Raw genomic sequence first — 14,396 nt, 5'->3', positions numbered from 1 at the left:
CGAGAACAAATATCACCCAAAATGAATTGCTACAGAATACAGCAAGTCATTCTGGTGTAACGATATCCGCCGTTGAAAAGAAACACGCCCCTCAACGCGCAAATCAGTTCTTTCTAATTAAGAGAATTATTTCGAACCATTCGCCTGTCAAGGGCGCTCGCAGCAGATTTGACGCATAGGTCAATCATAGATTGTGAAACGTTGCCTGATTGCATCGGCAAGTGCTAAAATTCCCTCACTGAAAAAATAAGACCCGCTGCACAAACCCAATTGTGCAGCGGGCCCATAGAAACTCTTGGTTCTGACAATGCGTTCAGCGCATTCAGAAAATCCGCCTATTCCTTCACCGCTCCCGTCATCGACGACACGTAGTAGTCAACGAAGAACGAATAGAGGATCACCACCGGCAGCGAACCGAACAGCGCCCCCGCCATCAGCGCGCCCCATTCGAAAATATCGCCGCGCACCAGTTCGGTCAGCACGCCCACGGGAACAGTCTTGTTCTCGGAAGACTGAATGAATGTCAGCGCATAGATGAATTCGTTCCAGGAAAGCGTGAAGGCGAAGATGCCTGCCGAAATCAACCCCGGCACGGCCAGCGGCAGGATGATCTTGAGCAGAATCTGCCACCGGTTGGCGCCATCCACCAGAGCACTTTCCTCAAGCTCGAAGGGTATTGAGCGAAAATATCCCATCAGCAGCCATGTACAGAAAGGAATGAGGAAGGTGGGATAGGTGAAGATCAGCGCCAGACGTGAATCATAGATGCCGAGCTTGAAGACGATGAACGCCAGCGGAATGAACAGGATCGACGGTGGCACCAGATAGGCCAGAAAGATGAACAGGCCAACCGAGCGCGAGCCGGTGAAGCGGATGCGTTCGATCGCATAAGCGCCCAACACGGAAGCAATCAGCGACAGGAAAGTCGAAGCCGTCGCCACCAGCATCGTGTTCCACAACCAGCCCGGATAGGAGGTCTCGAACAGCAGATATTTGATATGGTCAAGCGTCGGCCCCACCACCCAGAAGGGGCTGAAATTATCATAATCCGTCAGCTGCGAGTTCGGTTTTACGGCGGTGATCGCCATCCAGTAAAACGGAAACAGCAGCACGAAGACGAACAGCGCTATGGGTATGTAGATCGTCACCACCCGCCGCGGCAGGCGATTGAGATAGGACATGCCCTGGCTGTCGTCCTTCAAAGCGGCTTCATTGGAAGGTGCCTTGGAATGCATGGTCATCTCCATTGTCAGTCGCTTCCGCCCTGCTGCCATTTGCGACGCTGCAAGCCGAAGAAAGAAAACATGATGGCGGCAAGGAGGAACGGGATCATCGCGACCGCAATCGCTGCACCCTCACCCAATTGGCCGCCGGGAATGGCGCGCTGGAAAGACAGGGTCGCCATCAGGTGGGTTGCGTTGACCGGGCCGCCCTTGGTCAGAACGTAGATCAACTGGAAATCCGTGAAGGTGAACAACACGGAGAACGTCATCACCACCGCGATGATCGGCGTCAGCATCGGCAATGTCACATGCCGGAACCGCTGCCAGCTTGAGGCACCATCCAGCGATGCTGCTTCCTGCAATGAGGCGGGAATGGTCTGCAAGCCAGCGAGAAGCGAAATCGCCACGAAAGGAATGCCGCGCCAGACATTGGCTGCAATCACCGAAAGACGCGCATTGGTTGGATCGCCAAGGAAATTGATGGGTTGATCGATGAGGCCCATTTTGATCAGCGACCACGAAATGATCGAGAACTGGGAATCGTAGATCCACCAGAATGCCAGTGCTGAAAGCACGGTCGGCACCACCCATGGCAACAGCACGATGGCGCGGAAGAACGATTTGCACGGCAGGTTTTCGTTCAACAGCAGCGCGAGCCAGAGGCCGAGACCGAATTTCAACACCGACGCCACGGTTGTGTAGAGTACGGTGTTGAACACCGACAGCCAGAAGACACTGTCATCCCACAGAAACTCGTAATTTTCCAAGCCGATGAAAATGCCATCGCGGCCAATCTTCGTGTCGGTAAAGCCGAGCCAGACGCCGAGACCGAGCGGATAGGTCAGGAAGCAGACCAGAAAAACCGCTGCGGGCAGCATGAACAGAAAGCCCAGCATGTTGTGATTATTCGCAAGGCGAGACATGAAAGGCCGTTTTATCGCACCGGGATCGCCGGATACTCCGGCTCCGGGTGAATTGGTCATCGTCATGGATACAAATCTCCAGAACCCAAAAAGAAACGAGGCGCGAAGCTGGAATTCGCGCCTCAGCTCCAGCGACTAGACGCGATAATAGCGGTTGGCGCGTTTTTCGGCGCTCGCCACAGCTTCTTCCGGCGTGGAAGCACCGGTAACGGCGGAGGCGAACATGTCGACCAGAACATAGTCGGCCATGACGGCTGCCGAAGCATAGCCGAGCGGACCGGCATAGCCGTTCGGACGCAGCGTTTCCGAAGCGCGGGCATAAGGCGTATGGATCGGATTTGCCTTCCACACCGGATTATCCGCGAAAGCCTTGAGCGGCTGGCAGCAATAGGCGCTGGAACCTTCAAGCCAGGCGTTCATCTGATCGGCTTCCATCATGAATTTGATGTAGGCCTTGGCTGCTTCCGGATATTTCGAATGCTTGAACAGCAGAAGCGAGCTGGTCTGGTGCAGTTCTACGCTCTTGCCGACCGGGCCAATGGGGAAGTTCGTGCTGCGCATGTCAGCGGCGAATTCGCTAAGTTTCGGATCATTCTTCGCCGCATAGTAGATGGAAACGCCATTGGCCGTCAGCGACACCTGACCGGCGAGGAACGCACGGTTGTTGTTGATGTCGAGCCAGCTTTCCGTGCCCGGAATGAAGGTCGCATAAAGCTCCTTGGCATAGTTGATGGCGGCAATCGTTTCCGGCGAGTTGATCGTCACCTTGCCGCTTTCATCGACCATCTGCGCGCCGTGGCTCCAGAGCAGCCAATGCGCATAGTTGTTGCCGTCACCGACAGCCTTGCCATGCGGGAAGCCAGCAGGCGTTCCCTTGGCTTTCATGGCCTTGCAAAGCTCAAGGAAGCCCTTGGTGTCCTGCGGGAATTCGCTGAAGCCAGCTGCTTTCATATGGCTGTCGCGATAGACAATCGCGTTGCCGATTGCTGTCAGCGGCATGGCGATGAACTTGCCTTCGCGGGTCGCATAACCCTTGAGGCCGTCATAGAAACCGCCATATTTCCCGTCGAGATAGGTGCCAAGCTCCGTCAGATCGACCAGCTTGTCAGGATACTGGTGGGCATCGTCGAACCAGCACATCACGATATCGGGGCCAGAGCCGACATTGGCGGCAACCGCAGCCTTTGGACGAATATCTTCCCAGCTTTCCTTGTCGATGCGCACTTCCACGCCGGTGGCTTCGGTGAACTTCTTGGTGTTGGCGAGCCAGCTTTCCTCATCGCCCTTCACAAAAGGCGTCCAGCGCAACACGCGCAGGCTGGCGCCCGCTTCCGGCTTATAATCCGGCTCGGCTGCAAAAGACGGACGAATGCCGAGGCCCGACAAACCCGCCGCGCCAACAAGACTTGCCGTTCCTGTCAGGAATGTTCTTCTTCTGATAGTCATGATGCTCCTCCTCCAAAATGGGACTTGGTTACGCCGTGTTCGCTGTCCCTGCAGGCGAAAACGGGTATCTGGTGAAATGCACTTTCCCAGAAAAGACACGGCCTCGGGCTCTCCCCTCCTTCAGCGTGCCTTGTATAAATTCATGCAATAAGGCGCATGCCGCTCTCTTCGTCGAAGAGGTGAACATTGCCGGGGTCGATGGAAATATTGATCGCCTCGCCGGGGCGCACATCGACGCGTTCGCGGAAAACACAGGTGACTTCCGTGCCGCCGAAATTCACGACCATCTGTGTTTCATAGCCGGTCGGTTCGATCACCACCACGGGCGCGGCCAGACCCGCACCGTCAAGCCGGATATATTCCGGGCGCAGACCGTAAACGAGGTCTCGCCCCACAGCCTGCGGATAGCTGCGCGACAGGGGCAGCCTCGTGCCATCGGTAGCCACGAACACCTGCGGGTTTTGCGGATCAAGCTTGCCCTTGATCATGTTCATGGCCGGAGAACCAATGAAGCCCGCCACAAACAGATTGTTGGGATTGTCATAGAGTTCCAGCGGCGAACCCACCTGCTCAACAATGCCGTCATGCATGACGACGATCTTGTCGGCCATGGTCATGGCTTCGATCTGGTCGTGCGTCACATAAACGGTCGTCGTTTTCAGGCGGTGATGCAGTTCCTTGATCTCGGCGCGCATCGCAACGCGCAGCTTGGCGTCGAGATTGGACAAAGGCTCATCGAACAGGAAAACCTGCGGATCGCGAACAATGGCGCGTCCCATAGCCACGCGCTGGCGCTGACCACCGGAAAGCTGGCGCGGATAGCGGTCGAGCAGATTGGTTAGGCCCAGAATGCCAGCGGCATAATTCACACGCTTGTCGATTTCCGCCTGCGGCGCTGAATTCAGCATCAGCGAGAACGCCATGTTCTTGGCGACCGTCATATGCGGATAGAGCGCATAATTCTGGAACACCATGGCGATATCGCGTTCCTTGGGCGGCAAGTTATTGACCGGCCTGCCGCCGATGCGAATTTCGCCGCCGGAAATATTCTCCAGACCGGCCAGCATGCGCAGCAGGGTCGATTTTCCGCAGCCCGAGGGGCCGACGAGAATGACGAACTCGCCGTCTTCAATATCGATATTAACGCCTTTGATGACGGGGAAATTGCCGAAAGACTTTTTCACTTCGGCGAACTGAACAGTGGCCATGCATCTCCTCCCAGACTGCATTCTGTATTTTAAGAAGATGTGAATGTCGGCTCCTCACTTCCGACGCTCAGATCTTTCGCGAATATTCTCCTTGCTTTTCATGCTCTCCGCGCCGAATTCCTCTTCCGGTGCGCATTCCCGTTTTTATTTAACCCCGGCCCACAAAGGGCATCTTGGTTGCCATGACGGTCATGGTCAGCACATTGGCGTCGAGCGGCAGGCTTGCCATATAGACAACCGCATTGGCGACATGTGCCGGATCGATGGTCGGCTCCGCCGCCATGGTTCCATTGGCCTGAATGACGCCGGTGGAAATCTTCTGCGTCATATCGCTGGCGGCATTACCGATATCGATCTGGCCGCAGGCAATATCGAAATTACGCCCGTCGAGAGCGGTCGATTTGGTCAGCCCGGCAATGGCATGTTTCGTCGCCGTATAAGGCGCTGAATTGGGGCGCGGCGTGGTGGCGGAAATGGACCCATTATTGATGATCCGCCCACCGCGCGGGCTTTGCGCCTTCATTACGCGGAAAGCCTGCTGCGTACACAGAAAAGCGCCCGTGAGATTGGCGCCGACAATAGCGCTCCAGTCTTCGAACGTAACCTCTTCAAGCGGCACACCCGGAACGAGAACGCCCGCATTGTTGACCAGAAGGTCGAGCCGTCCGAACTTTTCAACAATCGCATCAAACAGTTTGCGAACGGCGACCGGGTCGCCCACATCAGCTGCGATTGGGTGAAAGCTTCCCCCGGTTTGCGAGGCGAGATCGGATGCTGCCTTTTCCAGCACATCGATGCGACGACCGGAAATCACGACGTGATAACCTTGTGCTCCGAGGGCTTTGGCGATAGCGCGGCCCACACCTGTACCGCCGCCGGTGACAAGCGCAATGGCCCCACTTTTCGCACCCGTTGCCTCACTCATCCCAGCATTCCTCCGTGTTGCGCCCCCGGCCTCAGAGCGCGTTTTCAATTTGAATTTTCTATTGAAGCAAGATCCTGACGATCCTCAAAACCCGGAGGGCGGATATGCTTCGGCCTGCATGCATTATCGAATTTCAATAGTGGGTCGATGCTGCGCAACCGATAGTCAGGCGCGCGTATTGCGTATGCCGTCAATTCCCTGCCGGGACCGTTTCACCCTTAACTGGTAAGGTGAACGGACCACTTGTCCATTGTTGGCCGGTCGAAGGCCGCGAGTCAATCTCGTTTTGCCGCAATCCCGAAACATTAGCTAAAGAGATTGTGCGAGCCATTGCCCTCATCGCGAAGCCTTCATCCCGGACAGCCATGACAGTCCGGCATCGGTCGTCGTTTTCGGGCGATATTCGGCACCGAGCGGCATTTCATAGCCGAGAGCATCGAGCAACTGTACAATATGCCGGTAATCCAGTTCGCCGTGGTCGGGCTCGGCTCTATCCGGCACTGCCGCAATCTGGACATGCCCGATATGCGGCTGCAACGCTTCCAGCCGTTTGCTGATATCGCCTTCCATGATTTGAAGATGGTAGCAATCGAACATCAGCTTCAGATTGCTTGCCGCCACTTCTTGAATGATTGCAATGGCTTGTTCTGATGTCTTCAGAAAATATCCCGGCGCATCGCGGTGGTTCAGCGGCTCGATCAGGATCGTTATGCCGTGAGTGGCGGCCAGTTCGCAGGCATAAGTAAGATTTGCAATGAATATGCGATGCGCCGCTTCGCCTTCTGCTTTTCCGGCCATCACATGGATATTCAGGGCACCGATGGCGACGGCATAATCCACAGCCTGACGAATCGCTGCCTGCGCCTCATCTTCCCTTCCGGCAAGCGCCGCCAGACCGTTCTCGCCAGCCTCGACATTGCCGCGAATTGTATTGAGGCCAAGCATCGTCAATCCGGTATCGCGCAAGGCGGCAGCGACATCGCCAGGCTCGAATTTATAGGGCCAATGGCATTCCACAGCATCGAAACCGGCGGCCTTTGCAGCGCGGATGGCGTCAGGCAGCGGCAATTCTTGCCAGAGAAAGCCGAGATTGGCTGAAAAACGCGCCATATCAATCCCACTCCACATCAAATTTATCGACGATCTGGCGAATTTGCGCCTCCGTCAGCATGTTCGGTTTCAAACCGCGCGTGAGTATGGCGAGCTTCGCGGTTTCCTCAAGCTCTTCAACGGCATAGACCGCCGCTTCCAGATCCTTGGCGGCAACGACCGGACCGTGATTAGCCAGCATTACGGCGCTTCGCTTGCCTGCCAGACCACGAATCGCATCGCCCATCGCGGGATCGCCGGGGATGAAATAGGGCAGCAGCTTTACCTTACCGAGTTTCATAATCGAATAGGCGGTCAGCGGCGGAAGCATATTGTCCGGGTCCACATCCGGCAGCATGGACAGCGCGACGGAATGGCAGGAATGCAGATGCACCACAGCGCCCGTTTTGGCTGCCCGCGTTTCGTAAAATGCAGCGTGCAGCGGCATTTCCTTGGTCGGCTTGTCGCCGCCGACAAATTTGCCTTCGCTGTCGAACAAGGCCAGCCTTGCCGGATCGAGATTGCCGAAAGAACTGCCGGTCGGGGTGACGAGCAACCGCCCGTCTGACAAGCGGGCTGAAATATTGCCCGACGAACCGCCGGTCAGCCCTCGGTCGAACATGGATTTCGCCATCAGGCATATGCTTTCGCGTAGCCGCGCTTCTTCGCTCATGCGACCTCCAGCTTGCGCAGCGCCGTTTCAAAAAAGCTCTCGGAACCGAAATTACCTGATTTGAGCGCCAGCGCCGCTGTCTCGCCCTTGATCGTGGCAAAGGTCCACGGAACACCGGGGGCGATTTCCCTGCCGACCATCACGCGCGAGACGCCAAGCGCCTGCGCCACTGCGCCGGATGTTTCACCACCCGCCACCACGAAACGACGAATGCCAAGACTGAAAGCCTCGCGCGCCAGAGCGGCAAGAGCCTCTTCGACAATCTGGCCTGCCCGCTCCACGCCAAGCTTTTCCTGCGCCGCGCGGACCGATGCGGGTTCTGCGCTGGCATAGATCAGCTTCGGTTCATTCAATGAGCGCTGCCGGAGCCACGCGAAAGCCTCGCCAGCGCCATGTTCCGCCAGTTCCAGCGGGTCGAGCCGGTAGCTCGCGGCTCTTTGCGCATAATGCGCAACCTGTTTGAGTGTCATCGCCGAACAACTGCCGGAAAGCACGATTTGGCCTTCACCAACGGCAGGTTCCTGCGCCTCTTGCCTGTCTTGCTGCAACTGCCCTGCCTCAGCCAAGAGGCGCGGCAAGGGCATGGCAAGCGCGCTACCCCCGGTGAGCAAGGGCAGATTAAGCGTAGCCTCGGCAATGGTTCCGAGGTCCTCATCGGCAACCGCATCGACAACAACGTGCGCCACGCCCTGGCTAGCCAGTGCCGCGAACTGCGCCTTCAAGGCATCAGCACCGCGTGCCACAATGAGGCGATTGGCCAATCCGACCTTGCCTTTGACCTGCGGTTGCAGCAAACGCACCAAGCTGGAATCCCGCATCGGCGTCAGCGGATGATCCTTCATCGGGCTTTCGTCCAGCGGCTGTTCACCGACAAAAAGATGCCCCATGAAAATGCTGCGGCCGTTTTCAGGAAAAGCCGGACAATAGATCGTCTGCGACGTGCCAATATCAGCCATCAAAGCTTCGGCGACCGGCCCAATATTGCCCTCGGCAGTGCTGTCAAAAGTCGAGCAATATTTCCAGTAGAACCGCTGCGCACCGGCAGCTTTCAGCCACGCATATGCCGCGCGCACCTGAGCGACGGCCTCATCAACGGGAACTGTCCGGCATTTCAGCGCGATGATTTCGAACGGCGCTGTCGTTTCCGCCGCGTCAGTTTCACTGGGCAATCCGAAGCGCAGCGAAACCGGATAGCCGCTGCGGGCCAATAGTCCGGCAAGGTCCGTGGCTCCGGTGAAGTCATCGGCAATGGCGCCCAATACGATAGCCATCGATTATTTCTCCATGCCCGGCAGGGCAATGCCGCTGCGCGCGGCCAAAATCTTGGCAACGGCGGCATCGTCTTCGAGGCCGAAACCGGCCTCGGATGCTTGTTTGAACAAGGCCAGCGCGGCTTCGCTAAGCGGCGTGGAGCCGCCTGCATCAGACGCTTCGCCAGCCACAATCCCCATATCCTTGACGAAAATATTGACCGCAGAACGCGGCGTATAATCACCATCAACGATATGCGGCCCGCGATTTTCGAACATCCAGGACGAACCAGCAGAAACGCGGATGACATCAAATACCGTCTGCAAGTCGAGACCCACTTTGGCGGCGAGCGTCAGCGCTTCAGCGGCAGCGGCGATGTGAACACCTGCCAGCAACTGATTGATCATCTTGACTTTTGAGCCAAGGCCGAACTCTTCCCCAAGCCGGAACACTTTGGCCGCAACGGCGTCCAGAGCCGGGGCGGCTTTCGCGAAAGCTGCATCCGCGCCGGAACCCATGACCGTTATTTCGCCGGTCAGCGCCTTTTGAAAACCGCCAGAAACCGGTGCATCGATAACCGCCATTCCCGCAGCTTCAAGCTTGGCAGCGATCTCGACCGTCACGCTTGGCGCCATTGTCACGCATAGAAGAAATACCGTGCCGGGCGCGGCGGTCTGCACCGCTCCTTTTGGGCCAAACAGCACTTCCATGGCCTGATCGGAATTGACCACGAAGACAAAGACAACATCACTTGTGCCCGCATCGGCAGGTGCGGAAAAAGCCTCGCCGCCTTCCGCCGCGAACCGCTTCAGCACTTCGTCACGAATATCCACGCCCTTGACGTGAAAGCCCGCGCGCAGCAGGGACAGGGCTGCGCCCCACCCCATCGAGCCAAGACCAATCACGGTTGCCGTTTTGCCCGGCGCCATGCGAACCTCCCTTTATTTCAGTTGCCTTGCCGATCAGGCCTTCTCAAGTTCATCCTCGATATGGATACGGATGATTTCATCGAAGGATTTGTCACCGACAAAACCAAGAGCGATGGCGCGGCTCGCATCGAAGTCCTGCGCCCAACCGGCGACGATGCCTTCAATCAGCGGGTCGGACTCCCGGCGGATAAGCGCCACGGCCTTGTCGCCAGCGACACGGCGCAATGCTTCAATTTGTTCTCCAACGGTGGCAGACAAACCCGGCATATTGAGGATGCAACGATGCCCGACTTTAGCCAGATCGATAGTCGCGGCATGAAGCAGGAAGCCAACCGCCCGGCGCGGGCTCACATGCCAATGGCGTACCGATTCATCGACCGGCAGGATCGCTTCCTGTCCGACCAGCGGTTCGCGCAGAATATTGGAGAAGAAGCCCGATGCCGCCTTGTTTGGCTTGCCGGGACGAATGCAGACGGTGGGCAGGCGAATGCCGATCCCATCCAGAAAGCCTTTGCGGGCATAGTCTGCCAGCAGCAGTTCGCCGATTGCCTTTTGCGCGCCATAGCTGGTGCGCGGCGTCAGGAAAAACTCGTCGTCGATCTTTTCCGGGAATGGCGCGCCGAACACGGCAATGGACGAGGTGAAAACAACACGCGGTTTGTAGGGCGCCTTTTCGCCTTCTTTGCGGATCGCTTCAAGGAGATAGCGCGTGCCGTCGAGATTGATCGCATAGCCTTTGTCGAAATCAAGTTCCGCTTCACCGGAAACGATGGCCGCCAGATGAAAGATAATATCCGGTCGCGTGGCAATGAGCGCGCGTGTGACGGCTGGATCAGAAATATCCCCCGCGCTCGCATGGACCGTACCAGTAAAGCCCTCCGGCGGGGTCGGCGCGACCACATCCACCAGCGTCAACTGCTCGACGGGCTTTCCGTCAATGCCGCCATCACGGGCGATTGCTTCGGAAAGCTTGCGGCCAACCATTCCTGCTGCGCCGATAATCAAAACATGCATGCGATTTCGCCTTTCCCATTCACGGATGCTGACCGCATCCAACTCCCTCAGCCGCGCTTGTCGCGCACCTTGGCAAGCAAGTTCTTGGTTGAAACATAAATGCGTTCTTCATGCGCGGCGAAGGCCGCCATCGCCGCCTCGCGGTCGCGCTTTTCAAGCGCCTGCAAGATCGCCTGATGGTCGGAAAAACTGCCATCAATTGCGCCCGGCTGCGCAACGGCGCGGCGGCGATGCTCCAGCATATAGGTGTAGAGATCGGTGACAATATCGGCGAGCAGCGGGTTTCCGCATTCGCGATAGATAGTGACGTGAAACTCGCGGTCGCAGATCAGGAAACGAACCGGATCATTCAGGCAATCGATCTGCGCCTTGAGCGAGCGACGCAAGATATCCAGCGCTTCGTCGGAAATGCGCTCGGCGGCATCGCCGACGATCTGCTGCTCGACCAGCAGTCTCGCCGCATGTACGGCATGGACATCGTAGAGATCGACATTGAGCCTTGATGTTATTCCGACCGCCATACCGGTAAGATCGGCTTTGGCGACGCGCGTGCGCGATCCGTGCGAAACTTCCAACACACCGCGCGCCGCAAGCGTCTGGATGGCGCTGCGCACCGTCTGGCGACTGACCGAAAGCGCTGCGGACAATTCGCGTTCGCCCGGCAGCTCATCGCCCACCGCCAGCAAACCGGACGCAATAAGCGCTGCGATCTTGTCGGCGATCACATCCTTGATGGTACGCCGCTCCAGGTTTCGCCCCAGCCCCGTGTTCTTATCGAGCAGAAGATTATGTGCGACGATCAACGCTGCTCCCACTGACCCACTGGTCTTTCCACTAGTCCAGTTGGAATTTATCGATATCGCAATGGCTGTCAAGGGCGGGCACGGGTTCGCGCCGCGATCAATTCAGATCGCAGCGTTTTTCATATCGTGTTTTTGGGGGATCGCTTAGAGCCTGAACCAAAAAGCAGCATGTGTGTGTGAAAATGGTGATTTTCGTGTACCGGAGCGGAGCGTACTTAAGGTACGTGAGCACCGGAACGTAGAAAATTGCCATTTGCAGCCGCACAGGGCGACTTTTGGAACAGGCTCTTACACCGCGTCCAGAATCCGCTTCTGCAGGTCAATCGCGCGGGCATCGGCAAGTTCGCGGCGCGGGCGCTCCAGATCAATGTCGATATCGAGCGCAATCGACCCCTCGCGCAAAACGATGACCCGATCAGCGAGTGCGACAGCTTCGGCCACATCGTGGGTGATCAGGACCGTCGTAAAGCCACGCTTCGTCCAGATGCGTTCCAGAAGGCGGTGCATCTCGATACGCGTCAACGCATCGAGCGCGCCAAAAGGCTCGTCCAAAAGCAGGATTTTCGGATCGCTGACCAGCGCCCTCGCCAACGCCACACGCTGCCGCTGGCCGCCGGACAGGACGGAAGGCCAGTCATTGCCGCGCCCTTCAAGCCCCACATCCGACAGGACGGAGAGTGCGGCCTCGCGCCAGTTTTCGCCACGCGCTATGCCGACATTGTCGGTCACGCGCTGCCACGGCACCAGCCGTGCTTCCTGAAACAGCAGACGCACCGATGGGCTGATGCCAGTCAGCGCTTCTCCACCCACCGTAACGCGCCCGCCATCGGGCAGGTCGAGCCCCGAAATCAGGCGCAGAAGCGTCGACTTGCCACCGCCAGAGCGCCCGACAACGGCCAGAAACTGCCCGGACGGCACCTCCAGATTGAAGTGCCGCAGAACCTTGAGGCTACCGAAGGTACGGTCGACACGGGAAAGCGAAATGGGCAATCCACCATCCACTTCCGCACCGCGAGCGGTCGTTGCGACATCATATGTGTCCTGAACCGCAGCCATCAGTTTTTGCCTTTCTCCGGCTGATAGGCCGGATGCCAGACAAGCACGCGCTTTTCGATGAGACGGGTTGCCGTGTCGGCCACTTTGCCGAGAAGCGCATAGATGATGATGCCGAGCAACACCACATCGGTCATCAGAAACTCACGCGCATTCATGGTCATATAGCCAATGCCGCTGGTGGCCGAAATGGTCTCGGCAACGATCAGCGTCAGCCACATGAAGCCCAGAGCATAGCGCAGGCCGACAAGGATCGACGGCAGTGCACCCGGCAAGATAATGCGCTGGATCAGCGCCTTCCGATCCAATCCATAGACATGCGCCATCTCGATCAATTGGGGATCGATGGTGCGCACGCCGTAAAACGTGTTGATATAGATCGGAAAGAAAACGCCAATGGAAACCAGAAAAATCTTGGCGGTTTCGTCAATGCCGAACCACAGAATGACGAGCGGTATAAGCGCCAGATGCGGGATGTTGCGCAGCATTTGCAAAGTGCTGTCGAGCAGCGTTTCGGCTGGTTTCCAGAGACCGTTGACGATACCGGCGACAAAACCCAAGCCACCACCGATGACGAGACCGATTAAGGCGCGCTGCGTGGAAATATAGGTATGATAGATCAGCGTTCCGTCCAGTAGCGATTTCCAGAATGCTGCCGCCACCGTGCTGGGAGCCGGCATCAATCGCGCCGTGATCAGGCCGGTACGCGCGGCGATCTCCCAGACGATCAAAAGAACAATCGGCAGCGCCCATGGTGCAAGCACTTTGCCGAGCGATTTGAAACGCGGGACATTGCCTGTGCTGCTCTTTCCGGCAAAGCCGGAAATGCCCGAAATGCTTGAATCCGCCATCAAGCCGCTCCCTTGCGCGTCACCTCGGCAATGGAAATTTCCTTGGGAATGAGGCCGAGTTTGAAGAAGGTGTCTGCAATTTCCTGCTGCTGGGCGATGACCGCTGCATCGAGCGGCTTGACGCCATAGGACTGACGCTCAACGGCACGGACAAGGACATTTTCCGGAATGCCGACCGAAGGCGCAAGTTCTGCCGCGACCGTCGCCGTATTGTCCTTGATCCATGTATCGATCTCGGCAATCGCATCGATAACGATATCGATGGCTTGCGGGTTCGCATCCACAAATGGCTTTGCGCCAAGATAGAACTGATGGTTGGGCACAAGCCCTTCGCCGTTGCGCAACTCGCGCGCTTCAATGGCGATTTCCGCTGCGGCCTGAAAAGGATCCCAGATCACCCAGGCATCGACTGCGCCACGCTCAAAAGCGGCGCGCGCATCGGCAGGTGGCAGGAAGGTGGTTTTGATGTCGGTATAGGCAAGGCCTGCATCTTCAAGCGCCTTGACCAGAAGGTAGTGAACATTCGAACCCTTGTTGAGCGCGACGTTCTTGCCTTTCAGCTCTGCAACCGTCTTGATGGGGCTGTCCTTCGGCACCAGAATGGCCTCGCCGGTCGGTGCCGGAGGCTCATGCGCAATATAGACAAGCGGCGCACCCGCTGCCTGCGCGAAGATCGGCGGCGTTTCGCCGGTGGTGCCAAAATCAACCGCGCCAACATTCAGCGCTTCGAGAAGCTGTGGCCCTGCCGGAAACTCGGTCCAGCGCACGTCAAAACCGATCTTCTGCAACTTCTCTTCGAGAATGCCGCGCGCCTTGAGCAGTACCAGCGTGCCGTATTTCTGGTAACCGATGCGCAGCACTTTTTCCTGCGCGAAAGCAGGCACACTGCCGATCAATGGTAATGCAGCCGAACCGGCGAGAAGTCCTGCAAATTTACGTCTTGTAATGCGCATCAATACTGCTCCTGAAACACCGGCTTCTTCTTGTTCTTATGTTAGAGACAAATAA

At 57.4% G+C, this 14,396-nt stretch carries 14 protein-coding genes; all 14 read right to left on the bottom strand.

The genetic code is table 11. The features are described 5' to 3' along the window. Positions 1 to 335 precede the first annotated feature (335 nt). Positions 336 to 1,235 carry a carbohydrate ABC transporter permease gene (locus FIC94_RS01365; protein WP_371830880.1) on the bottom strand — a complete coding sequence of 300 codons (900 nt, stop codon included), beginning with the start codon at positions 1,233 to 1,235 and terminating at the stop codon, positions 336 to 338. Between the two features lie 14 nt (positions 1,236 to 1,249). After that, positions 1,250 to 2,212 (bottom strand): carbohydrate ABC transporter permease, encoded by a 963-nt coding sequence (locus FIC94_RS01360; protein WP_371830832.1) that lies wholly within the window; start codon positions 2,210 to 2,212, stop codon positions 1,250 to 1,252. A gap of 69 nt (positions 2,213 to 2,281) precedes the next feature. Beyond that, on the bottom strand, positions 2,282 to 3,592 hold the full coding sequence (locus tag FIC94_RS01355) for an ABC transporter substrate-binding protein (RefSeq protein WP_109367629.1): 1,311 nt from the start codon (positions 3,590 to 3,592) through the stop codon (positions 2,282 to 2,284). 140 nt (positions 3,593 to 3,732) lie between these two features. Then, positions 3,733 to 4,800 carry an ABC transporter ATP-binding protein gene (locus FIC94_RS01350; protein WP_140023660.1) on the bottom strand — a complete coding sequence of 356 codons (1,068 nt, stop codon included), beginning with the start codon at positions 4,798 to 4,800 and terminating at the stop codon, positions 3,733 to 3,735. A 148-nt stretch (positions 4,801 to 4,948) separates the two neighbouring features. After that, on the bottom strand, positions 4,949 to 5,725 hold the full coding sequence (locus FIC94_RS01345) for an SDR family oxidoreductase (RefSeq protein WP_140023659.1): 777 nt from the start codon (positions 5,723 to 5,725) through the stop codon (positions 4,949 to 4,951). A 336-nt stretch (positions 5,726 to 6,061) separates the two neighbouring features. Then, positions 6,062 to 6,835 (bottom strand): hydroxypyruvate isomerase family protein, encoded by a 774-nt coding sequence (locus FIC94_RS01340; RefSeq protein WP_140023658.1) that lies wholly within the window; start codon positions 6,833 to 6,835, stop codon positions 6,062 to 6,064. Position 6,836: 1 nt separating this feature from the next. Next, positions 6,837 to 7,487: a 3-oxo-tetronate 4-phosphate decarboxylase gene (gene otnC, locus FIC94_RS01335; protein WP_140023657.1), complete on the bottom strand. Its 651-nt coding sequence runs from the start codon at positions 7,485 to 7,487 to the stop codon at positions 6,837 to 6,839. Beyond that, a complete protein-coding gene (otnK, locus tag FIC94_RS01330) occupies positions 7,484 to 8,758 on the bottom strand; it encodes a 3-oxo-tetronate kinase (protein WP_140023656.1) in 1,275 nt (424 codons plus the stop codon). The genes otnC and otnK overlap by 4 nt, the downstream gene beginning before the upstream one ends. A 3-nt stretch (positions 8,759 to 8,761) precedes the next feature. Then, complete coding sequence (ltnD, locus tag FIC94_RS01325; RefSeq protein ID WP_140023655.1) at positions 8,762 to 9,667, bottom strand: L-threonate dehydrogenase; 906 nt, start codon at positions 9,665 to 9,667, stop codon at positions 8,762 to 8,764. Between the two features lie 33 nt (positions 9,668 to 9,700). Then, complete coding sequence (denD, locus tag FIC94_RS01320) at positions 9,701 to 10,681, bottom strand: D-erythronate dehydrogenase (RefSeq protein WP_140023654.1); 981 nt, start codon at positions 10,679 to 10,681, stop codon at positions 9,701 to 9,703. Positions 10,682 to 10,728: 47 nt separating this feature from the next. Next, a complete protein-coding gene (locus FIC94_RS01315; RefSeq protein WP_121538761.1) occupies positions 10,729 to 11,484 on the bottom strand; it encodes a FadR/GntR family transcriptional regulator in 756 nt (251 codons plus the stop codon). A 288-nt stretch (positions 11,485 to 11,772) separates the two neighbouring features. Continuing rightward, positions 11,773 to 12,540, bottom strand: a complete 768-nt coding sequence (locus FIC94_RS01310) for an ABC transporter ATP-binding protein (protein WP_140023653.1) — start codon at positions 12,538 to 12,540, stop codon at positions 11,773 to 11,775. Further along, positions 12,540 to 13,388, bottom strand: a complete 849-nt coding sequence (locus FIC94_RS01305) for an ABC transporter permease subunit (RefSeq protein WP_140023652.1) — start codon at positions 13,386 to 13,388, stop codon at positions 12,540 to 12,542. Before FIC94_RS01305 ends, FIC94_RS01310 begins: the two co-directional genes overlap by 1 nt. Beyond that, positions 13,388 to 14,341 carry a sulfonate ABC transporter substrate-binding protein gene (locus FIC94_RS01300; protein ID WP_140023651.1) on the bottom strand — a complete coding sequence of 318 codons (954 nt, stop codon included), beginning with the start codon at positions 14,339 to 14,341 and terminating at the stop codon, positions 13,388 to 13,390. The genes FIC94_RS01305 and FIC94_RS01300 overlap by 1 nt, the downstream gene beginning before the upstream one ends. Between the last annotated feature and the right edge of the window lie 55 nt (positions 14,342 to 14,396).

The sequence above is a fragment of the Ochrobactrum teleogrylli genome (assembly GCF_006376685.1).
GTDB classification, from domain to species: Bacteria; Pseudomonadota; Alphaproteobacteria; order Rhizobiales; family Rhizobiaceae; genus Brucella; species Brucella teleogrylli.
The sequence above is the reverse complement of the archived record's forward strand: the minus strand, read 5'-3'. Positions and strand labels throughout refer to the sequence as shown.